This is a genomic window from Plantibacter sp. AC185 (assembly GCF_979258065.1).
In genome coordinates, this window is the sequence record NZ_OZ409831.1 from 2,337,671 (window position 1) to 2,363,310 (window position 25,640).

The 25,640-nt window shown below is 65.7% G+C and carries 22 protein-coding genes and 3 rRNA genes; 21 read left to right on the forward strand and 4 right to left on the reverse strand.

Annotated features, from left to right (window positions below; translation table 11 throughout):
• Positions 1–60 precede the first annotated feature (60 nt).
• Positions 61–840 (reverse strand): carbon-nitrogen hydrolase family protein, encoded by a 780-nt coding sequence (locus ACZZZB_RS11135; RefSeq protein WP_192019546.1) that lies wholly within the window; start codon positions 838–840, stop codon positions 61–63.
• Between the two features lie 116 nt (positions 841–956).
• On the opposite strand from ACZZZB_RS11135, the gene ACZZZB_RS11140 reads away from it, so the two are divergent.
• The 3 genes from ACZZZB_RS11140 (at position 957) to ACZZZB_RS11150 (ending at position 3,014) form a co-directional block, all read left to right on the forward strand.
• On the forward strand, positions 957–2,021 hold the full coding sequence (locus tag ACZZZB_RS11140; RefSeq protein ID WP_463530557.1) for an NAD(P)H-dependent flavin oxidoreductase: 1,065 nt from the start codon (positions 957–959) through the stop codon (positions 2,019–2,021).
• 70 nt (positions 2,022–2,091) lie between these two features.
• Positions 2,092–2,751, forward strand: coding sequence for a hypothetical protein (locus tag ACZZZB_RS11145; protein ID WP_192003894.1), 660 nt, complete (start codon positions 2,092–2,094; stop codon positions 2,749–2,751).
• Complete coding sequence (locus ACZZZB_RS11150) at positions 2,748–3,014, forward strand: hypothetical protein (protein ID WP_463529697.1); 267 nt, start codon at positions 2,748–2,750, stop codon at positions 3,012–3,014. Before ACZZZB_RS11145 ends, ACZZZB_RS11150 begins: the two co-directional genes overlap by 4 nt.
• Before the next feature lie 244 nt (positions 3,015–3,258).
• Here ACZZZB_RS11150 and purB read toward each other — a convergent pair whose 3' ends face one another.
• Together purB and ACZZZB_RS11160 are read right to left on the reverse strand one after the other, a co-directional pair.
• Complete coding sequence (gene purB / locus ACZZZB_RS11155; protein WP_064296029.1) at positions 3,259–4,641, reverse strand: adenylosuccinate lyase; 1,383 nt, start codon at positions 4,639–4,641, stop codon at positions 3,259–3,261.
• Positions 4,638–5,165, reverse strand: coding sequence for a low molecular weight protein-tyrosine-phosphatase (locus ACZZZB_RS11160; protein ID WP_079704175.1), 528 nt, complete (start codon positions 5,163–5,165; stop codon positions 4,638–4,640). The genes purB and ACZZZB_RS11160 overlap by 4 nt, the downstream gene beginning before the upstream one ends.
• Before the next feature lie 180 nt (positions 5,166–5,345).
• Here ACZZZB_RS11160 and ACZZZB_RS11165 point away from each other — a divergent pair, with 180 nt between their 5' ends.
• Entirely contained in the window at positions 5,346–5,642 is a 297-nt protein-coding gene (locus ACZZZB_RS11165) for a hypothetical protein (RefSeq protein ID WP_079704174.1), read from the forward strand.
• Entirely contained in the window at positions 5,639–7,210 is a 1,572-nt protein-coding gene (locus ACZZZB_RS11170) for a hypothetical protein (RefSeq protein ID WP_159876307.1), read from the forward strand. Before ACZZZB_RS11165 ends, ACZZZB_RS11170 begins: the two co-directional genes overlap by 4 nt.
• A gap of 20 nt (positions 7,211–7,230) precedes the next feature.
• Here the strand turns inward: ACZZZB_RS11170 and ACZZZB_RS11175 are convergent, their stop codons facing one another.
• Entirely contained in the window at positions 7,231–7,623 is a 393-nt protein-coding gene (locus ACZZZB_RS11175; protein WP_159876305.1) for a phage holin family protein, read from the reverse strand.
• Positions 7,624–7,723: 100 nt separating this feature from the next.
• Here ACZZZB_RS11175 and ACZZZB_RS11180 point away from each other — a divergent pair, with 100 nt between their 5' ends.
• From ACZZZB_RS11180 to rpmG, 16 genes are all read left to right on the forward strand, one after another.
• A complete protein-coding gene (locus ACZZZB_RS11180; RefSeq protein ID WP_229940375.1) occupies positions 7,724–8,875 on the forward strand; it encodes a histidinol-phosphate transaminase in 1,152 nt (383 codons plus the stop codon).
• Entirely contained in the window at positions 8,872–10,011 is a 1,140-nt protein-coding gene (locus ACZZZB_RS11185) for a thiamine pyrophosphate-dependent dehydrogenase E1 component subunit alpha (protein WP_086472326.1), read from the forward strand. Before ACZZZB_RS11180 ends, ACZZZB_RS11185 begins: the two co-directional genes overlap by 4 nt.
• Positions 10,008–10,988, forward strand: coding sequence for an alpha-ketoacid dehydrogenase subunit beta (locus ACZZZB_RS11190; protein ID WP_370282136.1), 981 nt, complete (start codon positions 10,008–10,010; stop codon positions 10,986–10,988). Before ACZZZB_RS11185 ends, ACZZZB_RS11190 begins: the two co-directional genes overlap by 4 nt.
• A 26-nt stretch (positions 10,989–11,014) precedes the next feature.
• Entirely contained in the window at positions 11,015–12,388 is a 1,374-nt protein-coding gene (locus ACZZZB_RS11195) for a dihydrolipoamide acetyltransferase family protein (RefSeq protein WP_194642705.1), read from the forward strand.
• Between the two features lie 97 nt (positions 12,389–12,485).
• Positions 12,486–13,460 carry a metal ABC transporter solute-binding protein, Zn/Mn family gene (locus ACZZZB_RS11200; protein WP_463529698.1) on the forward strand — a complete coding sequence of 325 codons (975 nt, stop codon included), beginning with the start codon at positions 12,486–12,488 and terminating at the stop codon, positions 13,458–13,460.
• On the forward strand, positions 13,457–14,311 hold the full coding sequence (locus ACZZZB_RS11205) for a metal ABC transporter ATP-binding protein (protein ID WP_229940379.1): 855 nt from the start codon (positions 13,457–13,459) through the stop codon (positions 14,309–14,311). The genes ACZZZB_RS11200 and ACZZZB_RS11205 overlap by 4 nt, the downstream gene beginning before the upstream one ends.
• On the forward strand, positions 14,308–15,207 hold the full coding sequence (locus ACZZZB_RS11210) for a metal ABC transporter permease (RefSeq protein WP_085511689.1): 900 nt from the start codon (positions 14,308–14,310) through the stop codon (positions 15,205–15,207). Before ACZZZB_RS11205 ends, ACZZZB_RS11210 begins: the two co-directional genes overlap by 4 nt.
• Positions 15,208–15,299: 92 nt before the next feature.
• Positions 15,300–15,701, forward strand: a complete 402-nt coding sequence (locus ACZZZB_RS11215; protein WP_079704165.1) for a Fur family transcriptional regulator — start codon at positions 15,300–15,302, stop codon at positions 15,699–15,701.
• A 7-nt stretch (positions 15,702–15,708) separates the two neighbouring features.
• Positions 15,709–16,797, forward strand: a complete 1,089-nt coding sequence (locus ACZZZB_RS11220; RefSeq protein ID WP_369821859.1) for a permease — start codon at positions 15,709–15,711, stop codon at positions 16,795–16,797.
• Entirely contained in the window at positions 16,790–17,602 is an 813-nt protein-coding gene (locus ACZZZB_RS11225) for a TIGR03943 family putative permease subunit (protein WP_229940380.1), read from the forward strand. Before ACZZZB_RS11220 ends, ACZZZB_RS11225 begins: the two co-directional genes overlap by 8 nt.
• The gene (locus ACZZZB_RS11230) at positions 17,592–19,058 is read left to right on the forward strand and encodes a hypothetical protein (RefSeq protein ID WP_463529699.1); all 1,467 of its coding nucleotides are present in this window, start codon (positions 17,592–17,594) and stop codon (positions 19,056–19,058) included. The genes ACZZZB_RS11225 and ACZZZB_RS11230 overlap by 11 nt, the downstream gene beginning before the upstream one ends.
• 602 nt (positions 19,059–19,660) lie before the next feature.
• Positions 19,661–21,181: ribosomal RNA gene (locus ACZZZB_RS11235) — 16S ribosomal RNA — on the forward strand.
• Positions 21,182–21,633: 452 nt separating this feature from the next.
• Positions 21,634–24,751 (forward strand): 23S ribosomal RNA (locus ACZZZB_RS11240).
• A 136-nt stretch (positions 24,752–24,887) separates the two neighbouring features.
• A 5S ribosomal RNA gene (gene rrf / locus ACZZZB_RS11245) occupies positions 24,888–25,004 on the forward strand.
• The 16S, 23S and 5S rRNA genes sit together here, the layout of an rRNA operon.
• A 230-nt stretch (positions 25,005–25,234) precedes the next feature.
• Complete coding sequence (rpmB, locus tag ACZZZB_RS11250; protein WP_056010522.1) at positions 25,235–25,471, forward strand: 50S ribosomal protein L28; 237 nt, start codon at positions 25,235–25,237, stop codon at positions 25,469–25,471.
• Positions 25,471–25,638 (forward strand): 50S ribosomal protein L33, encoded by a 168-nt coding sequence (gene rpmG, locus ACZZZB_RS11255; RefSeq protein WP_056010525.1) that lies wholly within the window; start codon positions 25,471–25,473, stop codon positions 25,636–25,638. The genes rpmB and rpmG overlap by 1 nt, the downstream gene beginning before the upstream one ends.
• Positions 25,639–25,640: the final 2 nt, after the last annotated feature.

Here is a 25,640-nt window from a genome sequence, read left to right on the forward strand (position 1 = left end):
AGGTCACTTTCCAGGGGAGTCGGGGGACTCGGAGGGGGAGGGGAGGAAGGACGGGATCCTTCAATACAGCTCGGCGCGGCGGTCGGCGAGGTAGGGGTTCTCCTGCCTGGCGCGCTTGGTGGCCTCGGGATCGATCGTGGCGATCATGAGACCGACGGCGTCCCCGTCGAGCGCGTCGAGGACCACGCCGTCCGGGCCGACGATGCTGCTGCGGCCGACGTAGGTGAGGTCCCCTTCGGAACCGACGCGGTTGACGTAGACGAGGTGGACCTGGTTCTCCCAGGCGCGCACCGGGATGAGCCGCTCGGCGATGTGCGCGTACGGCTCCATCTGCGCGGTGGGGACGATCACGACGTCGGCGCCGTCGAGGGCCGCCGCGCGGACGGTCTCGGGGAACTCGACGTCGTAACAGATGAGGACGGCGACGCGGACGCCGCCCAGGTCGACGGTCGGTGCGAGAGTGTCACCGGCCACGAAGAGCTGTCGGTCGAGCTCGCCGAACAGGTGCGTCTTGCGGTACCGGAGCAGCTCCGTCCCGTCAGGACCGACGAGGACGAGGGCGTTCGCGACGGCTCCGCCGGGGAGTGGTTCGGGGAGGCCGGCGAGGATCGCGATCCCGGTCTCGTCGGCGATGGCGGCGACCCGGTCGACCAGCTCCGGGGTGGCGAGCGGGGCGAGGCGGTCGCCGAGGTTGTAGCCGGTGACGAACATCTCGGGGGTGACGAGCAGATCCGCGCCGCGATCCGATGCCTGTCTGGCGGCGTCGGCGACGAGCGCGAGGTTCGCCTCGACGTCTCCGGGGACGCCGTGGTGCTGCAGTCCGGCGATGGTCAGGGTCATGGCGGTGGAGCTCCTCTGTGGGCGTGCGTCGATGCACTCAGTAAACAGCTCAAAGTGAGTTGTTTGATGTCCATCATGTTTCGATCCGGTTTCACCCGCAAGAGGCGAGGGACATACTGGGGGGCGTGCGTGCCCTTCCTGTCGACGTCCCGATCGTGCTCGGCCCCTTCGGAGGTCTGTCCTCCGTCGAGCTCACCGCGACGGTGAGTGAGCTGGGCGGCCTCGGTTCCTTCGGTCTGTACGGTTATGACGCCGAGCGCATCGAGCGGACGGTCACGGCGCTCCGCGAGCGGACCGCGGCGCCCTTCGCACTGAACCTGTGGCTGCCGCGTGGCGACGAGCTGTCTCCTGACGACTCCGAGGCGTCCTTCGCAGCCGCGGTCGAGGCGCTCCGACCCGTGTTCGACGAGTTGTCGCTCGAGCTGCCCGATCGCCCGGCCCGGTACGTGCCGCCCTTCGACGAGCAGATCGAGGCCGTCCTGGAGGCGCGGCCCGCCGTGGTCAGCTTCGTCTTCGGGGTTCCACCGCGGCCGGTGGTCGACGCGGCGCACGAGCGGGGCATCGTCGTGGTCGGGACGGCGACCACGGTTGCCGAGGGACTCGCCCTGCAGGAGGGCGGCGTCGACGTCGTCGTCGGCACGGGCATGGAGGCCGGCGGCCACCGCGTCTCGTTCCTGCGAGCAGCCGAGGACTCCCTCGTCGGCCTGGTCGCCCTGATCCCGCAGCTCGTCGACGCCTTGGACGTCCCGGTGATCGCCGCCGGCGGTATCGCCGACCGACGTGGTGTCGCCGCCGCACGGGCGCTCGGCGCCGCCGGCGTGCAGGTCGGGACCGCCTTCCTCCGCACGAGCGTCTCCGCGGCGACGGCCGAGCATCGGGCGGTCATCGTCTCGACGCCCGCCGACGGCACCGTCCTCACGCGCGCGATGAGCGGCAGGCTCGGCCGGGGTGTCCCGAACCGGGTGCTGCGCCAGATCGAGGCGTCGGGGGTCGTCGCCCCGTTCCCGGTCCAGAACTGGCTGACCGGGCGGTTCCGCACCGTCGCCTCCGAGCGGGGCGTCGCGGACCTCCAGGGCTTCTGGGCTGGGCAGGCGTCATTGCTGACCCGCGATCGGGCCGATGCTGCGGCCGTCTTCGTGGAACTCGCCGCGGGCCTGTCGGTCCCACCCAGGGCACCCTGACCCCGGTCCGCGTCCCCCGCAGGACCGCGTAAGCTGGAGAGGACTTCCTGCAAGAGATGAGACGTTCACCGTGCCCAGCATTCCGTTCGACGGCGCCAAGCACGATCGGTACTGGATGGTCCCGATCCTGCGTGCGGTGATCGCGCTCGCCACGGCGGGGGTCGTCACCTTCACGCAGGGCCACTCTTCGCAGTTCGGCCTCGTGGTCTTCGGGGTCTTCACGCTGTTGTCCGGCGCGATCGTCGGCGCCTTCGCGTTCCCGAACTTCTCCGACACCGTGACGCGCGCGTTCTTCCTCGGCCAGGGCGTCATCGGCGTCGTGACCGGCGTCTTCTCGCTGCTCGTGAGCGGCGGCGGGCTGAGCATCTTCCTCTACGTCGTCACCCTGTGGGCGGCCCTCACCGGATTCCTTGAGCTGTACAGCGGGATCCGCTGGCGCGGACGCCTCGCCGCGGCGAAGGACTGGACCGCGGTCGGTGCCTTCACGGTGCTGCTCGCCATCGCGACGCTCCTCGTCCCGCCCGGACTCGAGCAGCGATTCGCCGCCCCGGGAGGTGTCGAGGGTGTCCTCCGTGCGGACATCGTCGTCGTCGGCCTCGTCGGAGCATACGCCGCGATCATCGGCGTCTACCTCGTCATCGGCGGACTGTCGCTGCGGTGGGCGGGCAAGCGCCCGGTCACCGGCGCAGCCACCGACGACACCACCGGCACGGCTGGAGCCGCATCATGAGCAAGCCCAACCGCGACGACGTCCTGCGGCCGATCGAGCTCCTCGTGCTCTCGGGCGTCATGGGGGTCTTCACCGGCGTCGTCGTCCTGATGTCGACCCGCGAGATCGTCCTGTCGCTCATCGGCCTGGGCATCGCGTTCATCGCCTCGCTCGTCGTCCTCGCGATGCTGGCGCTCGCCGTGAAGCCCGACTTCCAGGAGAAGCTCGACCTCGACGAGCAGGACGGCGACGACAAGCGTCCGTCGCGCCCCTCCGGCCACTGACCTCCGGCCACTGACCTCCGGCCACCCCGGGCCTGAGCGTCCGCCCGTTTCTTCGGCGTCTTGCCGGGTCCCGCGCGTTCCCTCCGGTCCTTCGGCGTCTTGCCGGGTCCCGCGCGTTCCCTCCGGTCCCTGAGCGTCCCTTCCGGCCCCTGAGCGTTCCTTCCGGTCCCTGAGCTTGTCGAAGGGCGCACGCCGACAGGCTCGGTGACCGGTCTCCCGTTCCCCGAGCCTGTCGATGGGCGACCTACGGCAGGTAGTCCACCAGGTCGTCGGAGAGCCCGAGGTACGTCGCCGGGGTGAGCTCGAGCAGGCGCTGCTTCGCGGCGTCGCCGATGTCGAGCTTGGAGACGAACTCGACGAGCTCCGCCTGGCCGAGACGCTTGCCGCGCGTGAGCTCCTTGAGGAGCGCGTAGGGGTCCTCGATGCTCGAGCGACCCGCGGTCACCTCGGCGCGGATGACCGTCTGGATGGCCTCCGCGAGCACCTCCCAGTTGTGGTCGAGGTCCGCGGCGAGCACGTCCTCCGCGAGGTCGATCTGCCCGAGGCCGCCAAGGATGTTGTCGAGGGCGAGCAGCGAGTGGCCGAACCCGACACCGATGTTGCGCTGGGCGCTCGAGTCGGTGAGGTCGCGCTGGAGTCGCGAGGTGACGAGGGTGGCGGCGAGGGAGTCGAGGATCGCACTCGACAGCTCCAGGTTGGCCTCGGCGTTCTCGAAGCGGATCGGGTTGACCTTGTGCGGCATGGTCGACGAGCCGGTGGCGCCCGCGACCGGGATCTGCCGGAAGTAGCCGATGGAGATGTACGTCCACATGTCCGTGGCGAGGTTGTGCAGCACGCGGTTGGCGTGGGAGATCTTGCCGTAGAGCTCCGCCTGCCAGTCGTGCGACTCGATCTGCGTCGTCAGCGGGTTCCAGTCGAGGCCGAGTCCTTCGACGAACTCGCGCGAGATGGCGGGCCAGTCCGCATCGGGATCGGCGACGACATGGGCGGCGAAGGTGCCGGTCGCGCCGGAGAACTTGCCGAGGTACTCGTTCGCCTCGATCTGCAGGGCGATGCGCTCGAGTCGGTAGACGGTGACGGCGAGCTCGCGGCCCATCGTGGTGGGCGTCGCCGGCTGGCCGTGCGTGCGGGCGAGCATCGGGACGGCCCGGAAGTCGACGGCCTTGGTGCGCAGGGAGTCGAGGACGAGTCGCAGCTTCGGCAGCCAGATGGCGCGGACGGCCTGCGACACGGTGAGCGCGTAGGAGAGGTTGTTGATGTCCTCGCTCGTGCAGGCGATGTGGGTGAGTTCGGCGATGCGGTCGAGACCGAGCTCGGACAGGCGGTGGCGCACGAGGTATTCGACGGCCTTCACATCGTGACGCGTGACGGCCTCCTTCTCGGCGAGCCAGTCGATGTCGGCCTGGCCGAAGTCGAGGTAGAGCGCGCGGAGCTGCTCGATCTCCGCCGGGGTGAGCGGGGAGGAGCCGAACATGGAGTGCTCGGTGAGGTAGACGAGCCACTCGACCTCGACCTGCACGCGGGCGCGGTTCAGGCCGGCCTCCGAGAGGTACTCTCCGAGCGCCGTCACGGCGGGGCGGTAGCGACCGTCGAGCGGGCTGAGCGGCTGGGCGGGGAATTCGGTCATGGGGTGGCTCCCTGGGTCAGTGCTGGTTCGAGCTGGTGGAAGAGGGATCTGCAGGCATGGTCGATCATGCCGAGGACGGTCTCGAACATCTGGGCGTCCGAGTAATAGGGGTCGGGTACGTCGCGGGTCCCGGAGGTGCTGTCGAAGCTCAGGAGCAGGTGCACCTTGGAGCGGTCGGCGTCGTTGCCCGCCCAGGCCCGCAGGATGCGTTCGTGACTGCGGTCGAGGGCGACGACGAGGTCGTAGCTGTCGAAGCGGTCGGGGTCGAACTGCTTGGCCCGGTGGGCGGTGGCGTCGTGGCCGTGCGCTCGCAGTGCGGTGACCGTGCGGTGGTCGGCGTGCTCGCCGACGTGCCAGTCGCCGGTGCCGGCGGAGGAGACCTCCACGACCCGCTCCAGCCCGGCGGCCGCGACGAGGTCGGTGAAGACGCTCTCGGCCATCGGGGATCGACAGATGTTGCCCGCGCAGACGAAGCACACGCGGAACGGGGTCGTGCCGGGGTCGGCCTCCCCGAGGGTGTTCATGCGTCTATTCTGGCCGACCGCGCCCGAGCCGTCGAACCGTTCTCAGCTGACTCCGCTCCACAGCTCTCCGCCGGTCAGCTTCCTCCACATCGAACGGACGGCGCCTCTGGCGATCGGCGGTGCTCCGGCAGAGTCGAGAGCTGTGGCTGGCGCGGGATCAGCACAGAGGGGACGGTGGGGATGGACGACGATGGCATCAGGATGTGCTCGGCCGAGGAGAGCCTCGAGGAGTCGGTCGCCGTGCTCGAATTGCGGTCGCTTCGTCTCGAATCCGTGATGTTCGACCTCGAGGTCTGGATGACGACGCTGGGGGACGCGCGTGCCGGGGCGCGGTGGTCGGGCCCAGCGGCCACGGTGTTCGGGTGGAGTGCGGATGAGCTCGCTCAGCACTTGCGTGCTGCCGCAGCCGCGCTCGATGTCGGTGCAGGCATCGCTCGCGGGGCCGCGACGAGTGCCGTGGCGGATGGACGCGGATGAGTGACGACGTCGTTCTGAGCGGAGGCGGCTCCACGGCCGTGGCGACCGACGACCAGCTGCATCTCGCGCGGGTCACCGCCGCCCTCGCCGAGTGGTGTCTCGACGCGGCGTCCCAGGTCGAGGCGGTCGCCGGTTCAGCGGACACCGGCACCGCCATCCCGACTGCGCTCGCGCGTCCGTGGCTCGACCCTTCGTCGTCCTCAACACCGTCCAGTGCGGGCGGGGAGGCTGCGATGCGCGCAGCCTCCGCCCTGCGGGACGCCGCGGTCGATGCTGAACGTCTGAGCGGGCAGCTCACGCTCGGTGCCGAAGCGTATGGGGCACTCGAGCGCGGGGTGTCTGAACTGTTCGAGTCGATCGCGGGTGCGGGTGCGTGGGTCCTCGGGGCTGTCGTCGGCACGGTGGTGCGGTTCCATGAGACCGACAAGCAGGTGGCGCCTGGCGAGGCGCAGTTCATGGAGGACATGGCGGTCACCTGGGGGCGGTCGCTTCTCGTTCCGTTCGTTGCGCCGGCCGTGGCCGCCTTCGCTCTCATCTCGCTCAACCCGAAGGTCTGGCCTGCACTCGAGGCGACGGCACAGCGGACCCTGCGGAACCTAGGATCCTCTGCTGCGACAGCACGTCTGCTGCGGACGTTCGTCTCCTCGGTCGACGATGCGCTGACCGGAGCCGCTGGTGCACCCGTCCCGTTCCTGCGCGACTACGACCCGCGGACGTCCGGCGGGGTCGCCGGTGTCGCGCTGCTCATCGCCCGTGGAGCAGACACGAGCGGGATCTTCACGCCGGCACCGGTCGACGTCAAGCCGATCCGTCCACCCGGATGGACGGCGCCGGCCGGAGCGCCGGCAGCTCAACCATGGGCGGCCATGGGGCCGCCGCGTAGCCCGTCCGAACTCATGGAGCGGATGCCGGGGAACGCTCCTGGCGCCCCGCAGATCAGGATCGAACACCACGTCGACGAGAACGGCGAAGACGTCTGGATCGTCTGGTCCGGCGGAACCGTCGAGATGCTCCCCGTGCCGGGTTCGACTGAGCCATGGGACGCTCGGAGCAATCTGAACGCTGTCGCAGGTGCGGCGGCGGAGAGCGTGCAAGCGACGATGGAAGCCATGAGACAGGCAGGGATCCCGGAGGGAGCGCGCGTCATGCACGTCGGGTACTCCCAGGGAGGGATCGTCGCAGCGGCCATCGGCGCTTCAGGCCAGTACGACTCGTCGGTCGTCACCTTCGGGGCGCCCGTCGAGACGATCGATCTCCCTGAGGACGTCCCAGCGTTGCACGTGCAGCACGAGGAGGATCCGGTCCCGGCGCTGTCCGGGGAACGGGCGGAACCGGTTGACGGTGGGCGAGTGGCGCGGCGTTCACTGTATGACGGTGGGCCGCCCCCGCCTCCCGCCGACGGAGTCGACGAACCGGTCCCGGCGCATCTGGCGCGGAACTACCTCGACACCGCCCGACTACTGGACGGCTCGAGCGACCCGGGCGTCAGAGATGCCCTTCGTCCGCTCGACGGACTGGCCGATGAAGGGGAGCGGATCATGTACCGGGCCGACAAGGTCCTCCCGTGACCGGGTGGTGGAGCTGAGTGTCAGTCGCGCGTCTTCGGGCGGATGACGATGCCGAGCAGCCAGTTCACGATCGAGATGACGATCGCCCCGAGGACGCCCCACCAGAAGCCGTCGACGGTCAGGCCGAAGCCGAACCAGCCGCTGATGCCTGCGGTGATGAGGAGGAGGAGCCCGTTGATGAGGAGCCCGATCAGGCCGAGTGTGAGGATGTAGAGGGGGAACGCGAGCACCTTGATGACCGAACCGATGATGGTGTTCACGACCGCGAAGATGAGCGCGACGAGCGCGAAGGTCAGGATCGTCTCCAGCGTGCCGCCAGGCGCGTACGGCGTCACGTTCACACCGGCGACGATGAGGGTCGTGACCCAGATGGCGAAGCCGTTGACGATCAGGTTCAGCAGAAAACGTCCCATGAGGGCAATCCTCCCACCCTTGCCACAGCGGGCAAAGGGCCGATTCGGACCGGCGCACTGCATTCCGACGCAGGTATCCTTCGCGGCCTAGACTCGTCGAGTGAGTGACAACCTGCCAACCACCGCCCAGCCGGCCGCTCAGCCGGGCCGGAGCCCGGTCCGTCTCCGTCCGGAGATCGCAGATCTGCCGCCCTACCGTCAGGGCAAGCCGGCCGCACCCGACGCCTTCAAGCTCTCCAGCAACGAGGTCCCGTTCCCGCCGCTCGACGCCGTCCTCTCGGCCATCACCGACACGGCTGCGGACTCCCACCGCTACCCCGACGGCGCCGCACTCGCATTGCGCACGGCGCTCGCCGAAGCCAACGGGGTCACGCCGGAACGCATCCACATCGGGGCGGGCTCGGTCGCACTCCTCAGCCAGTTCATCACCGCGACCGCCGGTCCGGGAGACGAGGTCGTCTTCGCCTGGCGCTCCTTCGAGGCCTACCCGGGTCTCGTGACCGTCGCCGGAGCAACATCGGTGCGCGTCCCGAACCGGCCCGACGGCTCCCACGACCTCGAGGCGATGGCCGCAGCCGTCACCGACCGCACCCGCGTCGTCATCGTCTGCACGCCGAACAACCCCACCGGCCCGGTCGTCGAGCGCGCCGCCTTCCTCGCCTTCCTCCGCTCCGTGCCGTCCGACGTGCTCGTCCTCCTCGACGAGGCCTACCGCGAGTTCGTCACCGACGATGACGCCGTGAACGGCATCCCGCTCCTCGACGAGCACCCGAACCTCGTCGTGCTCCGCACCTTCTCGAAGGCCTACGGACTCGCCGGCCTCCGCGTCGGCTGGGCCATCGGCCACGAGCTCGTCCTCGACGGCGCCCGCAACGCGGCCATCCCGCTCTCCAGCACCGCGCCGGCGCAGCAGGCGGCCATCGCCGGACTCGCGAACGCCGAGGACATCCGAGCCCGCGTCGCGGTCATCACCGCACGACGCGACGACCTCGCCGCCGCACTCCGCGAGCAGGGCTGGTTCATCCCCGCGGCACAGGGCAACTTCGTCTGGTTCGGCCTCGGCGAGCAGACGGCCGCGGCGAACGAGACCTTCCTCGCGCACGGCATCGTCGGCCGCGCCTTCCCCGGCGACGGCGTCCGCATCTCGATCGGTGAAGCCGAGTCGATCGAACCGCTCCTCGCCGCCGCTGCAGAGATCCTCGCCGGACTGCCGGCCGACCACCCGACACGAGAGGGAGTGCGCTCACGATGAGCCGTTCCGGAGACGACCCCACCGTGCCCAGCGTCCAGTTCATCGACGCGGCCGGCACCTTCGCGCCGAACGAACACGCGGAGCGCTATCAGCCGTTCCTCGATCGCCTGACCGAGACCGACCTGCAGCAGTTCTACCGAGACATGGCGAACGTCCGCGCCTTCGACATCGAGGCGACGAACCTGCAGCGCCAGGGCCAGATGGCGCTGTGGCCGCCGAGTCACGGGCAGGAGGCGGCACAGGTCGGTTCGGCCCGTGCGGCGCGAGCCCAGGACCACATCTTCCCCTCCTACCGCGAACACGTCGTCGCGATGATCCGCGGTGTCGACCCCATCGACATCGTCCGCCTCATGCGCGGCAACACGCACGGCGGCTGGGACCCGGCAGATCCGTCCAACGGCAACATGCACCTGTACACCCTCGTGCTCGCCGCTCAGACCCTGCACGCGACCGGCTACGCGATGGGCCTGAACTTCGACAAGGCCGTCGGCACCGGCGACCCCGACCGCGACACGGCCGTGCTCGTCTACTTCGGCGACGGCTCGAGCTCCGAGGGTGACGCGAACGAGGCGTACATCTACGCCGCCAGCTACCAGACGCCGCAGGTGTTCTTCCTGCAGAACAACCAGTGGGCCATCTCCGTCCCCGTCTCCCGCCAGGCCCGCGAGCCGCTCTACCAGCGCGCCGCCGGGTTCGGCCTCGACAGCGTCCGCATTGACGGCAACGACGTCCTCGCGAGCTACGCGACGGCGGCGAAGCACCTCGACGACGCCCGCGCCGGCCACGGCCCGAGCCTCATCGAGGCGATGACCTACCGCGTCGGCGCCCACACCACGAGCGACGACCCGACGAAGTACCGCACCGACGACGAACTCCAGTCCTGGATCGCCCGCGACCCGATCGTCCGGTTCAAGACGTACCTCCAGGGGCTCGGCGCTTCGGACGCGTTCTTCGCCGAGGTCGACGAGGAGGCCGCTGCGCTCGCCGAGGACACCCGCGTGCGCACGCTCGCACTCGAGGCGCCCGGTCCCGAGCTCATGTTCGAGGGCGTCTACTCCGAACCGCACCCGCTCATGGTCGAGCAGCAGGCCTGGCTCGAACGCTACGAGGCCTCGCTCGAAGGAGGCAACGCATGACGATGACCACCATGCCGATGGCCAAGGCGCTGAACGCCGGCCTCCGGAAGGCGATGACCGAGGACGACAAGGTCCTGCTGATGGGCGAGGACATCGGCCCGCTCGGCGGCGTCTTCCGCGTCACCGAGGGCTTGCACGCCGAGTTCGGCGGCGACCGCGTGCTCGACACCCCGCTTGCGGAGTCCGGCATCGTCGGCACCGCGATCGGCCTCGCCATGCGCGGCTACCGTCCGGTGTGCGAGATCCAGTTCGACGGCTTCGTGTTCCCGGCCTTCAACCAGATCACGACGCAGCTCGCGAAGCTCACCAACCGGCACGAGGGCAAGCTGCAGATGCCCGTCGTCATCCGGATCCCCTACGGCGGACACATCGGCGCGGTCGAGCACCACCAGGAGAGCCCCGAGGCGTACTTCGCCCACACCGCCGGTCTGCGCGTCGTCAGCCCGTCGACCCCGAACGACGCCTACTGGATGATCCAGGAGGCCATCGCCTCGAACGACCCGGTCGTCTTCCTCGAGCCGAAGAGCCGCTACTGGCCGAAGGGCGAGGTCGACCTCGACGGCTCGGCCGCCCCACTGCACGGTAGCCGCATCGTCCGCACAGGCACGGAGGTCACCCTCGCCGGACACGGCGCGATCGTGAGCGTCATGCTGCAGGCGGCCGAACTCGCCGCCACCGAGGGCACGAGCGTCGAGGTCGTCGACATGCGCTCGCTGTCGCCCATCGACTACGACCCGCTCGTCGAATCCGTCCGCCGGACCGGCCGCCTCGTCTACGTGCAGGAGGCGCCCGGCTTCACGAGCGTCGGCTCGGAGATCGCGGCGACCGTCACCGAGCGCGCCTTCTACTCGCTCGAGGCACCCGTTCTTCGGGTGTCCGGGTTCGACACCCCGTTCCCGCCGGCGAAACTCGAAGGCGTCTACCTCCCGGATGCCGACCGCATCCTCGAGGCCGTCGATCGCTCGCTGGCGTACTGAACACCGAAGGAAGACGAGGAACCACGATGAGTGATCTCCAGTTCGAACTGCCGGACGTCGGCGAAGGCCTGACCGAGGCCGAGATCGTCGCATGGAAGGTCGCGCCGGGCGACGCCGTCTCGGTCAACCAGGTGCTGGTCGAGATCGAGACCGCGAAGTCGCTCGTCGAACTCCCGTCGCCGTTCGCCGGCACCGTCGGCGCCCTGCTCGTCCAGGAGGGCCAGACCGTCGACGTCGGGACGCCCATCATCAGCGTGAGCACCGGTGGTGGGGCAGCGACCGCCGAGCCGACTGCGCCCGCACCGGCGGTCGTCGAGTCGGAGGAGGCCACGCTGGCCGCCGACACCGCGGCGAGCGTCTCTCCTGCCGAAGAGCCGCGCCCTGGCGCCGTGCTCGTCGGATACGGCAGCGCCGGCAGCACCTCGAGCCGTCGCCGTGGCCGTGGTGCGACGCCGGTCGTCGAGCCGGCGAGCCCGGCCGTCACCCCGCAGCCGCCCGTGCGCCGCCAGCCGCCGTCGAGCATCCCCGCCGCGTCCGCGCTGCCGGTCATCGCCAAGCCGCCGATCCGGAAGCTCGCGAAGGACCTCGAGGTCGACCTCACGGCCATCGAGGGCACCGGGCTCGCGGGGGAGATCACCCGCGACGACGTCATCCGTGAGGCCAGCCAGGCGAGCGTGTTCCGCAACATCGAGACGCCGGAGTGGGCCGACGAGCGCGAGGAGCGCATCCCGGTCAAGGGCGTCCGCAAGGCCATCGCGACGGCCATGACCCGCAGTGCCTTCACCGCGCCGCACGTCTCCCTCTTCGTCGACGTCGACGCGACGCGCACGATGGAGTTCGTCAAGCGCCTGAAGAACTCGACGGACTTCGCCGGCGTCAAGGTCTCGCCGCTGCTCATCATGGCCAAGGCGATGATCTGGGCGGTTCGCCGCAACCCCACGGTCAACAGCGAGTGGACGGACCAGGAGATCATCGTCCGCCACTACGTGAACCTCGGCGTCGCCGCCGCGACACCGCGCGGACTGATCGTCCCGAACGTCAAGGAGGCGCAAGCGATGAGCCTGCTCGAGCTGGCGCGCGCCCTCGAGACCCTCACGCTCACGGCCCGCGACGGCAAGACGCCGCCGGCCGACCAGCAGAACGGCACGATCACGGTGACGAACATCGGTGTCTTCGGCATGGACACCGGCACCCCGATCCTCAACCCGGGCGAGGTCGGCATCGTCGCGCTCGGCACGATCAAGCAGAAGCCGTGGGTCGTCGACGGCGAGGTGCGCAGTCGGTTCGTGACGACGCTCGGCGCCTCCTTCGATCACCGCGTGGTGGACGGCGACGTCGCGAGCCGCTTCCTGGCGGATGTCGCGTCGATCATCGAGGAGCCGGCGCTGCTGCTCGACTGAGTACACCTGCTCAGGAACCTTCCAGCCGGGCGATTTTGAGAATCAGTATCAATAGGCGTAGCGTTGGCCTTCTCACCCCGATCGAGAAGGTTCATCAATGCGCGCTCGCACCCTGCTCCCAACCTTGGCCATCTTCCCGGCAGCCGCCCTCGTCCTCGCGGGCTGCTCCGGCAGCGGCGCGTCGAGCGCGGCCGACGACGGCAAGATCAACATCGTCGCCTCCACGAACGTGTACGGCGACATCGCCTCGAAGATCGGCGGCAAGGACGTCGAGGTGACCTCGCTCATCTCCTCGGCAGCCCAGGACCCGCACTCCTACGAGGCGAGCACGCAGGACCAGCTCTCCATCAAGAACGCCGACCTCGTCATCGAGAACGGCGGCGGCTACGACCCGTTCGTCGACACGCTCCTCGACGCCGCCAAGAACGAGTCCGTCGAGGTCGTCAACGTCGTCGACCTGTCGGGCCTCGCCCCGGACGACGACCACGCCGACGAGCAGCACACGGACGAGGCGCACGCCGAGGACGACGGCCACGACCACATCGAGGGCTTCAACGAGCACGTCTGGTACAGCTTCCCGACGATGGCGAAGCTCGCCGACGAGCTGGCCAAGGAGCTCGGCGAACTCGATAGCGCGAACGCCGCCACGTACACCGCGAACGCGAAGGCCTTCACCGAGTCCCTCGGCACGATCGAGACGGCTCAGGCCGCGATCAAGACCGCACACGACGGCGAGGGCGTCGCCATCACCGAGCCCGTCCCGCTCTACCTGCTCGAGGGCGCCGGACTCGTGAACCGCACCCCCGAGGCGTTCAGCGAGGCGATCGAGGAAGGCACCGACGTGTCACCGACCGTCCTCAAGGAGACGCTCGACCTCTTCGGCGGCGGATCGGTCGCGCTGCTTGCCTACAATGAGCAGACGAGTGGCGGCGAGACCGAGCAGGTCAAGACCGCCGCGGAGAACGCAGGCGTGCCGGTGCTGTCATTCACCGAGACCCTCCCGGACGGCAAGGACTACCTCTCGTGGATGACCGAGAACGTCGACGCCGTGGCGGACGCCCTGAATCGATGACCAGCGGTCCGACCAACGGCTCAGGTCCCGTCGACGTCCTCGCGCTCGCCGGGGCCGAGCTCGGGTTCGGCGGACGAACGCTCTGGGACGGCCTCGACCTCTCGGTGCGCCCGGGGGAGTTCCTCGCCGTGCTCGGCCCGAACGGCTCCGGCAAGACGAGTCTGCTGCGCACCATCCTCGGGCAGCAGCAGCTCGACCGCGGGACCATCAGGGTCGCCGGAGGCCCGGTGCGCCGCGGCGACCGCCGCATCGGCTACATCCCGCAGCAGAAGCTCATCCCCGCCGGCACGCCGATGCGCGGTCGCGATCTCGTCGCCCTCGGCGTCGACGGTCACCGCTTCGGACTCCCCATCCGCACCGCGGCGACGAAGCGTCGGGTCGACGAGCTGATCGCCTCCGTCGGCGCGACCGCCTACGCCGACGGCGCCGTGGGCACCCTGTCCGGCGGTGAGCAGCAGCGGCTCCGCGTCGCCCAGGCGCTCGCGGACGACCCGATCCTCCTCCTCTGCGACGAACCACTGCTCAGCCTCGACCTCCAGCATCAGCGCGGGGTCAGCGAACTCATCGACCGGCGCCGACGCGAGCACGACACCGCGGTGGTCTTCGTCACCCACGACGTGAACCCGGTGCTCCCCATGGTCGACCGCATCCTGTACCTCGCCGGCGGGCGGTTCCGGGAGGGCACCCCCGACGAGGTGCTCCGCAGCGAGGTGCTGTCGGAGCTCTACGGCACGCCCGTCGACGTGCTCCGCAGTCACGGCCGGGTCGTCGTGGTCGGCATCCCCGACAGCGAGACCCACCACCATCACCATGACGATCCGCACACCGGTGCGGTGGGGGTCGGCGCATGAACACCGACGACCTCTGGGGACGCCTGTTCAACTTCCAGGACTACGGCGCACTCCTCGAACTCGTGCAGAACTCGATCATCGCCGGCGCGGTCCTGGGCATCGTCGGTGGCCTCATCGGTGTGTTCGTCATGCAGCGGGACATGGCGTTCGCGGTGCACGGGATCAGCGAGCTGTCCTTCGCCGGCGCTGCCGGCGCGCTGCTGTTCGGGGCCAACGTCGTTGTCGGGTCCCTCGCGGGGTCTCTCGTCGCGGCGATCCTCATCGGCTTGCTCGGCTCCAAAGCGCGCGACCGCAACTCGATCATCGGGGTGCTCATGCCGTTCGGCCTCGGCCTCGGCATCCTGTTCCTCGCGCTCTATCCGGGCCGGAGTGCGAACAAGTTCGGGCTCCTCACGGGGCAGATCGTCTCGGTCGACGACCCGCAGCTCGGCCTGCTCATCGTCATCAGCATCGTCGTGCTGGTCGCCCTCCTCCTCCTCTGGCGACCGCTCAGCTTCGACAGCCTCGACCCGGACGTCGCCGCAGCGCGTGGGGTGCCGAGCCGGTTCGTCTCGCTCGCCTTCATGGTGCTGCTCGGGCTCACGGTCGCGGTGTCGGTGCAGATCATCGGTGCGCTGCTCGTCCTCGCGCTGCTCGTGACGCCCGCGGCCGCGGCGCTCCGGGTGTCGTCGTCGCCCGTGCTCGTCCCGGTGCTGAGCATGCTCTTCGGCTTCGTCTCGGCGGTCGGCGGCATCCTGCTCGCCATCGGTGGATCGCTCCCGATCAGCCCCTACATCACGACGATCTCCTTCCTCATCTACCTCGTCTGCCGCATCGTCGGGCCGCGCACCGCGTCCGGGCGACGTGGTCGTCGGGCACCCGTCGGCGAGACGCGGCACGCCCAGGTCGCACGATGATCCTGGACCGTGCAGCGCGTCCGCGTGGGGCTGCTTCGGAGCGTCCTCCGAGCGGTTCCCGGGTACCCTTGAAGCGACAGGCAGGAGCACCCGTGGCGAAGCGCAACACCTGGCAGCGAGAAGCTGTCCGCGAGGCCCTCGGCGGCAACGACGGATTCATCAGCGCTCAGGGTCTGCACGCCGAACTCCGCGACACCGGTTCGCCGATCGGGCTCGCGACCGTGTACCGCGCCCTCTCCGACCTCGCGGTCGAGGGCGAAGCGGACTCCTTGCAGTCGCCGGAGGGCGAGAACCTCTACCGCGCCTGCACGCCGGGCACCCACCATCACCACCTCATCTGCCGCAACTGTGGTCTCACCATCGAGATCGAGGCCGACGAGGTCGAAGCCTGGGCGCGCTCGGTCGCGTCGCAGCACGGGTTCACCGAGGCGAAGCACGTCGTCGACGTCTTCGGGCTCTGCGAGAACTGCTCGGCGGCGGCCCAGCGCGCGTGAGGCCGGAGTGAGCAGGACGACCGGAACCCTCGGGGTCGACGACGACTGGACCGCGCCCGACGACGACGGCGCGGAGCACTGGGGTCGCACCGAAGGACGTGATCCGCGGAACCTGCGGACACCGCTCCTGATCGGTGTCGCACTGCTCGTGGTGGTCGGGCTCTTCGTGCTCCGGGCGCTCATGCCGCTCGGTGAGGCGCTCACCCCGCCCACCGCGGTGCGCGACTTCGTGACCCTGACGCTCAGCGTGGTGGTGGAGTCCCTGCCGTTCGTGGTGCTCGGCATCGTGCTGTCGATCCTCGTGCAGATCTGGCTTCCCGACGGCTGGCTCGAGCGGTGGTTGCCGACGCAGCCGATCCTCCGCCGAGCCTGCATCTCACTGCTCGGCATGTTCCTGCCGGTCTGCGAGTGCGGCAACGTCCCACTCGCCCGCGGCCTCATCGTGCGCGGGTTCACGGTGCCGGAGTCGATCACCTTCCTGCTCGCGGCGCCGATCCTCAACCCCATCGTCATCGTCACGACGCATCAGGCCTTCGGCTGGGACGGCGGGATCCTCGTCGCCCGGCTCGTCGGTGGGTTCCTGCTCGCGAACCTCATCGGGTGGCTCTTCAGCAAGCACCCCGACCCCAGCTCGCTGCTCACGCCGACCTTCCAAGCCAGCTGCGAGGTGACCGAGCAGCACGGGCACGAGCACACGAAGGTGGAGCGCAGCCTGCAGCAGTTCGTCGCCGAAGCGCGCGCGATCATGCCGGCGCTGCTCATCGGTTCGGCCGTGGCCGGCGCCGTGCAGGTGCTCGTGCCGCGGGAGGTGCTCGTCACCCTCGGCGCGAACCCCGTCTGGTCGGTGCTCGCGATGATGACGCTCGCCGTGATCGTCTCGATCTGCTCGAACGTCGACGCCTTCTTCGTGCTGTCCTTCGGATCGACGTTCATGCCCGGCTCGATCGTCGCCTTCCTCGTCCTCGGCCCCGTCGTCGACGTCAAGATGCTCGCGCTCATGCGCACCACCTACACGACCAGGACCCTCGTGATCATCACCGCGGTCGCCGTGCTGTTCTCGGCGGCCCTCGGATTCGGAGTGAACGCCCTTGCCTGATCAGAACGCCACCCATGGACACGCGTACGCCGAGACGTCGGCGGTCGGCGGTCGCCGCGTCCCACTGCTCGAACGCCTCCGGCAGCGATGGTGGGGCGTGCTGCTGCTCGTCACCGCCGCCGTGTGCATCCTCTGGCTCGCGCTGACCGACCGCCTCGGGCTGTACATCCACCCGCGCTACTTCGTGTTCACGGTCATCATGGCGCTCATCGCGGTCGCGCTCGGCATCGTCAGCGTCCTCGTCCATGTGGATGTCGAGGAGGTGCCGAGGCGTCGTGGGCGAACGGCGCTGCAGCTCGCCTCCGTCGTGGGCAGTCTCGCGGTGGTCGGCGCGATGGTGGTGCTCCCGCCGTCGACGCTCTCGGTCGCGACGGCCGACCAGCGCGCGGTGAACTCCGGCACGCTCGCGGGGGAGGTCCAGGGGCAGGACGCCCAGACGGTGCTGACCTCGAACCCGGACTTCAGCACCTTCGGCATCAAGGACTGGGCCACGCTGTTGCGCCAGACGACGCGTCCCGCCGACCTGGAGGGGCGAGCCTTCACCGGGGTCGGCTTCGTGATCGCCGATCCGGACGCGGCCGACGTCTTCTACGTCTCGCGGTTCGTCGTGAACTGCTGCGCCGTGGACGCCCAGCCGGTCGGTGTGCCTGTGCAGCTCGACGGTTGGGACCAACAGCTCAAGCCCGGCGACTGGGTCGAGGTCTCGGGCGCGCTCACCGCGAGCGACGCCTCGCATCTGCCGTTGGTGGTCGGGACGGCGAAGGTCGACAAGGTCGAGGAGCCGGCGGACCCGTATGACTACTGATCGCCGGGATGCTGCACGAGGCCGGTCGACCCAGGCCACCGGCGACCGGAGCGGTTTCGGCCGACTGGTCGTGATCGTGCTGATCGCGCTCGTCGTCATCGGCGGCGGCGCGGCCGTCGTGGGCTTGACCCAGGGACCGAAGCTCGTCCGTACGGTGGTCGATCCGACCGGACTCGTGGAGTCCTGGGGCCAGCGGGTCGTCCTTGCGGTGAACCAACCGATCGCGGATCTCGGCTCGGACCGGGTGCGCATCGAGCCTGCAGCCGACTTCGACGTCAGTACCGGGGCCGGCGGCATCACGCTGGTGTTCCCCGAGCCGCTCGCCTACGCGACGGACTACCGGATCACGGTCGACGGGGTCACCGCGCCGGGTGGCGGACCGGCGGCCACGCTCACCACGTCGTTCTCGACGCCGCCCGTCGAGGGGTTCTCCCTCGTGCGGAGTCCGGTCAAGGACGGCGGCTCGGCGGCGACGAAGCAGGATGACCGGATCGTGCGCCTCTCGATCGGCGGTGGTGAACCCGAGACCGCGTACGAAGCGGCGAAGATCCAGGAGTTCGCGACGATCGGTGACTCCCTGATCGTCGTGCAGCAGGAGACGAGCGGGCTCGGTCGCATCGTGGTGGTGGACACGACCGATGGGAGTACCCAGGAGGTGGCCCTTCCGATGGGTGGGATGATCACCTCCTTGCAGACCGCTCCGGCGCAGAGTCGGGTGGGCTTCCTGTTCACGGAGCAGTCGTTCGGTCGCGATGGCGGCGACAACCTCACGTTGTACTCGTTCGAGCTGCGGCAGGGGAAACCGACGGAGGCCGCCCGGGTCGGCGGGATCGACGGGGCTGCGGTCCAGGCGGCGGAGTGGTCGTTCGTGCCCCGGACCTCCTCGATGCTCGTCCGCACGGTGGACAACTCGCTCGAGCTGCTCGATCCTGCCGCGACGACCGATCCGGTGCTGCTCGGCCGGGCCTCCCTCATCTCGAGCTACATCCCGGGCACCACCAAGGTCGTCATCGAGCAGGTCGACGGTGTGGTCGTGCTCGACCTCGCGACGGGGAAGAGCGAACCGTTCGTCCTGCCCTCGGTGGCGCCCACCGAGATCCCTGGACAACTCGTCGCACTGTCCGAGTCCCTGTCGGCCAGGATCTACGCCGACTACGACCGCTCCGCCGGAACCACGGAGCAGCGGGTACTGGCGATCAAGGACGGCGCGACCGCCGAGCTCTATCGACCTGAGCCGGGTGCCGTCATCTGGTCACTGTGCGCGAGCCCGAACGCGGAGTACGTCGCGGTCGTCGTCGTCCCCGACTTCGCGAAGGCCGGCTTCGACGGGTACGCCAACGCGCCGATGCCCAACGGTCCCGAGATCGAGGTCGTCGACGCCCGCACCGGCAAGGTGGTCGGGACGCAGGCCGGGTTCGACCTGTCCTGGTGCGCCGGCACGGGTGTCGCACAGTGACCCTGTGCCGACCCGTTCGAGGCCGCCTCGGCGAAAACCGCGTGATTCCGGGCGACACGCCCGGGATGCAAGCGGAATTTGCCACGATCCCGAGACACACGTAGAGTAATCACTCGTCACCCCAAAGGTGCGGGAAGCGGAAGAGCTTCTCGGCCTCAAGCGGGGACAATCCCCAGCCAAAAGCGAGAACATTTCGATGTTATCGTTTCAAGTCTCGGTTGGATGACTTCCTCCTGGTGTCACTCGTGCTCAGCATGACTCTGTTCGCAGAGCGGCTGAAACGCCAAGTTGACAACAAGCCGGGAAGATGTAAGATAGAGAAGTTGCCCTGCAGGGCGGTCGTGATGGCCAAAGGCAGGAGCATCCGATCCTTGAGAACTCAACAGCGTGCACAATGTCAAATGCCAAAAACCTCGTGCAATTGATGCCTTCCTTTTCGGTTGGTTGATGTTGTAAGAGATTCCTTTGGAAAACATTTAAACAAAACAAAGCAAGTCAGTAATGATTTGTTCTGTCAGTTTCAAACTTGCATCGTGTTCACCTATTCCGGTGGCATGGTGCGCGAAATGTGCCGGTCACTTCGGTGGTCGTGCAATTCAACATTTACGGAGAGTTTGATCCTGGCTCAGGACGAACGCTGGCGGCGTGCTTAACACATGCAAGTCGAACGATGAAGCCCAGCTTGCTGGGTGGATTAGTGGCGAACGGGTGAGTAACACGTGAGTAACCTGCCCTTGACTCTGGGATAAGCGTTGGAAACGACGTCTAATACCGGATACGAGCTTCCACCGCATGGTGAGTTGCTGGAAAGAATTTTGGTCAAGGATGGACTCGCGGCCTATCAGCTTGTTGGTGAGGTAACGGCTCACCAAGGCGACGACGGGTAGCCGGCCTGAGAGGGTGACCGGCCACACTGGGACTGAGACACGGCCCAGACTCCTACGGGAGGCAGCAGTGGGGAATATTGCACAATGGGCGAAAGCCTGATGCAGCAACGCCGCGTGAGGGACGACGGCCTTCGGGTTGTAAACCTCTTTTAGCAGGGAAGAAGCGAAAGTGACGGTACCTGCAGAAAAAGCACCGGCTAACTACGTGCCAGCAGCCGCGGTAATACGTAGGGTGCAAGCGTTGTCCGGAATTATTGGGCGTAAAGAGCTCGTAGGCGGTTTGTCGCGTCTGCTGTGAAATCCCGAGGCTCAACCTCGGGTCTGCAGTGGGTACGGGCAGACTAGAGTGCGGTAGGGGAGATTGGAATTCCTGGTGTAGCGGTGGAATGCGCAGATATCAGGAGGAACACCGATGGCGAAGGCAGATCTCTGGGCCGCTACTGACGCTGAGGAGCGAAAGGGTGGGGAGCAAACAGGCTTAGATACCCTGGTAGTCCACCCCGTAAACGTTGGGCGCTAGATGTGGGGACCATTCCACGGTTTCCGTGTCGTAGCTAACGCATTAAGCGCCCCGCCTGGGGAGTACGGCCGCAAGGCTAAAACTCAAAGGAATTGACGGGGGCCCGCACAAGCGGCGGAGCATGCGGATTAATTCGATGCAACGCGAAGAACCTTACCAAGGCTTGACATATACGAGAACGGGCCAGAAATGGTCAACTCTTTGGACACTCGTAAACAGGTGGTGCATGGTTGTCGTCAGCTCGTGTCGTGAGATGTTGGGTTAAGTCCCGCAACGAGCGCAACCCTCGTTCTATGTTGCCAGCACGTAATGGTGGGAACTCATGGGATACTGCCGGGGTCAACTCGGAGGAAGGTGGGGACGACGTCAAATCATCATGCCCCTTATGTCTTGGGCTTCACGCATGCTACAATGGCCAGTACAAAGGGCTGCAATACCGTAAGGTGGAGCGAATCCCAAAAAGCTGGTCCCAGTTCGGATTGAGGTCTGCAACTCGACCTCATGAAGTCGGAGTCGCTAGTAATCGCAGATCAGCAACGCTGCGGTGAATACGTTCCCGGGCCTTGTACACACCGCCCGTCAAGTCATGAAAGTCGGTAACACCCGAAGCCAGTGGCCTAACCGCAAGGATGGAGCTGTCTAAGGTGGGATCGGTAATTAGGACTAAGTCGTAACAAGGTAGCCGTACCGGAAGGTGCGGCTGGATCACCTCCTTTCTAAGGAGCATGTGCAACGCTCGTCTGTATACAGCGAGGTTTACGTTGCCAAGTCACACTGAGACGAATGTTCTCGGGTGGCGCTCATGGGTGGAACATTGACATTGATGCAGACGTGAGAGTCTGCCAGCAAGTACGTCTTCTTCGGGAGATTGGAACGGTGGCCGGCTGGAGGGTTTGCATATGCACGCTGTTGGGTCCTGAGGGACCGGATCTTCTCCGCTTCGGTGGAGGAAGGACGAACCTCAGGGCCTCTTTTGCTTGACATCAATGGTCAAGGAGAGAGGTACCGCCCGTACTTTGAGAACTACACAGTGGACGCGAGCATCTTAGATTCATGACCCTTCGGGGTTGTGGATCACAAAGATCAAAACATACTTCTTCGGAAGTGATGTTGATCATTGGTCAATCTGCATCAGGTAACTGGTGCCGATCGATTCAAACTCATGTGATTTCAAATTTCTAAGAGCAAACGGTGGATGCCTTGGCATCTGGAGCCGAAGAAGGACGTAGTAATCTGCGATAAGCCTCGGGGAGCTGATAAACGAGCTGTGATCCGAGGATTTCCGAATGGGGAAACCCCGCCAGGCCCCTTGTGGTGATCTGGTGACTCCCGCCTGAATATATAGGGCGGGTAGAGGGAACGGGGGGAAGTGAAACATCTCAGTACCCCCAGGAAGAGAAAACAACAGTGATTCCGTCAGTAGTGGCGAGCGAAATCGGAAGAGGCTAAACCGGGCATGTGTGATAGCTATCAGGCGTTGCATGTCCGGGGTTGTGGGACTTCTCACTCCGAACTGATATTCGGGGAGCATTAGAACGTGGTATAGACGAATGGGATTGAAAGCCCAGCCAGAGACGGTGCCAGCCCGGTAGTCGAAATGCTGCAATCGTGCGAGGAGTATCCCAAGTAGCACGGGGCCCGAGAAATCCCGTGTGAATCTGTCAGGACCACCTGATAAGCCTAAATACTCCCAGATGACCGATAGCGGACAAGTACCGTGAGGGAAAGGTGAAAAGTACCCCGGGAGGGGAGTGAAATAGTACCTGAAACCGTTTGCTTACAAACCGTTGGAGCACCCTTGTTGGTGTGACAGCGTGCCTTTTGAAGAATGAGCCTGCGAGTTAGCGATATGTGGCGAGGTTAACCCGTGTGGGGTAGCCGTAGCGAAAGCGAGTCTGAATAGGGCGATTCAGTCGCATGTCCTAGACCCGAAGCGAAGTGATCTATCCATGGCCAGGTTGAAGCGACGGTAAGACGTCGTGGAGGACCGAACCCACTTAGGTTGAAAACTGAGGGGATGAGCTGTGGATAGGGGTGAAAGGCCAATCAAACTTCGTGATAGCTGGTTCTCTCCGAAATGCATTTAGGTGCAGCGTTGCGTGTTTCTTGCCGGAGGTAGAGCTACTGGATGGCCGATGGGGCCCAAAAGCTTACTGACGTCAGCCAAACTCCGAATGCCGGTAAGTGAGAGCGCAGCAGTGAGACGGTGGGGGATAAGCTTCATCGTCGAGAGGGAAACAACCCAGACCACCAACTAAGGTCCCAAAGCGCGTGCTAAGTGGGAAAGGATGTGGAGTTGCACAGACAACCAGGAGGTTGGCTTAGAAGCAGCCACCCTTGAAAGAGTGCGTAATAGCTCACTGGTCAAGTGATTCCGCGCCGACAATGTAACGGGGCTCAAGCACGCCACCGAAGTTGTGGCATTGATATTTTTGGTAGGCCTTCGTGGTCCAGCCGTATTGATGGGTAGGAGAGCGTCGTGTGGCGAGTGAAGCGGCGGTGTAAACCAGCCGTGGACGCTACACGAGTGAGAATGCAGGCATGAGTAGCGAAAGACATGTGAGAAACATGTCCTCCGAAAGACCAAGGGTTCCAGGGTCAAGCTAATCTTCCCTGGGTAAGTCGGGACCTAAGGCGAGGCCGACAGGCGTAGTCGATGGACAACGGGTTGATATTCCCGTACCCGCGAAGAACCGCCCAAGACAATCCAGTGGTGCTAAGAGTCCTAACCCGGACGACTGATTCCCTTCGGGGATGATGGGTCCGGTCTAACGCTCGACCCCATGCTGGTGCGTTTAGCGTATTAACAGGTGTGACGCAGGAAGGTAGCCTATGCCGGGCGATGGTTGTCCCGGTGTAAGTGCGTAGGCTGAGAGATAGGCAAATCCGTCTCTCGTGAAGGCTGAGACACGATACGGACCCGTAAGGGATAGTAGGTGATCCTATGCTGCCAAGAAAAGCATCGACGCGAGGTTCTAGTGGCCCGTACCCCAAACCGACTCAGGTGGTCAGGTAGAGAATACTAAGGAGATCGAGAGAATCGTGGTTAAGGAACTCGGCAAAATGCCCCCGTAACTTCGGGAGAAGGGGGGCCTGAGGCGTATTAGGACTTGCTCCGAAAGCGTTTGAAGGCCGCAGAGACCAGTGGGAAGCGACTGTTTACTAAAAACACAGGTCCGTGCCAAGTCGCAAGACGATGTATACGGACTGACGCCTGCCCGGTGCTGGAAGGTTAAGAGGAACGGTTAGCCGCAAGGCGAAGCTGAGAATTTAAGCCCCAGTAAACGGCGGTGGTAACTATAACCATCCTAAGGTAGCGAAATTCCTTGTCGGGTAAGTTCCGACCTGCACGAATGGCGTAACGACTTCCCAGCTGTCTCAACCGCGAACTCGGCGAAATTGCATTACGAGTAAAGATGCTCGTTACGCGCAGCAGGACGGAAAGACCCCGTGACCTTTACTACAGCTTGGTATTGGTGTTCGGTGTGGCTTGTGTAGGATAGGTGGGAGACTTTGAAGCTTGGACGCTAGTTCAGGTGGAGTCATTGTTGAAATACCACTCTGGTCACTCTGGATATCTAACTTCGAACCGTAATCCGGTTCAGGGACAGTGCCTGGTGGGTAGTTTAACTGGGGCGGTTGCCTCCCAAAAAGTAACGGAGGCGCCCAAAGGTTCCCTCAACCTGGTTGGCAATCAGGTGTCGAGTGTAAGTGCACAAGGGAGCTTGACTGTGAGACTGACAAGTCGAGCAGGGACGAAAGTCGGGACTAGTGATCCGGCAGTGGCTTGTGGAAGCGCTGTCGCTCAACGGATAAAAGGTACCTCGGGGATAACAGGCTGATCTTGCCCAAGAGTCCATATCGACGGCATGGTTTGGCACCTCGATGTCGGCTCGTCGCATCCTGGGGCTGGAGTAGGTCCCAAGGGTTGGGCTGTTCGCCCATTAAAGCGGTACGCGAGCTGGGTTTAGAACGTCGTGAGACAGTTCGGTCCCTATCCGCTGCGCGCGCAGGAAATTTGAAAGGATCTGACCCTAGTACGAGAGGACCGGGTTGGACGAACCTCTGGTGTGTCAGTTGTTCCGCCAGGAGCACCGCTGATTAGCTACGTTCGGGATGGATAACCGCTGAAAGCATCTAAGCGGGAAGCCGGCCTTAAGATGAGATTTCCATGCCTTCGGGCGAGAGGCTCCCAGCCAGACTACTGGGTTGATAGGCCGGATGTGGAAGAGAGGACGAAAGACTCTCGGAGCTGACCGGTACTAATAAGCCGATAATTTGATAACACTTTCTTTGTTTGAATACGAAGATGCTACGCGTCCACTGAGTGGTTCTCGATGTACGGTCGAGAACCCGCAAACAACACCACTGTGTTCGCACAGCGTGTTGGTTTGCTTGTTCACTTTGATACATCAATAGTGTTTCGGCGGCCATAGCGAGAGGGAAACGCCCGGTCACATTCCGAACCCGGAAGCTAAGACTCTTTGCGCCGATGGTACTGCAGGGGGGACCCTGTGGGAGAGTAGGACACCGCCGGACTTCTTCGTTGAAATGGCCACCCAAGGTTCTTGGGTGGCCATTTTGCGTTAAGTACGAGAAACAAGAATTTGCAAAACGCCTGGTCACAGCGTACGCTTGACCCTTGGTGTGGACGCTCCATGTCCACATCGTGTCCACGATCCCCACCGCTCACGCAGACCGGGATCGCGCACGCCGACAAGAGATCTTGGGCAGGGCAGTCGCCCTGCGGTAATGAAGGAGAAACTACTATGGCAGCAGTGTGCCAGGTGACAGGAGCCGTTCCCGGCTTCGGTCACAACATCTCGCACTCGCACCGTCGCACGAAGCGCCGCTTCGACCCGAACGTGCAGAAGAAGACCTACTACGTGCCCTCGCTGCGTCGTAACGTCACCCTGAAGGTGTCCGCCAAAGGCATCAAGGTGATCGACGCCCGTGGCATCGAATCCGTCGTCAAGGACATTCTCGCTCGTGGGGTGAAGATCTAATGGCTAAGCAGCAGGACGTCCGTCCAATCATCAAGCTCCGTTCGACGGCTGGTACCGGTTACACGTACGTGACCAAGAAGAACCGTCGCAACAACCCAGACCGTCTCGTGCTCAAGAAGTACGACCCCGTAGTGCGCAAGCACGTTGAATTCCGAGAGGAGCGCTAAAC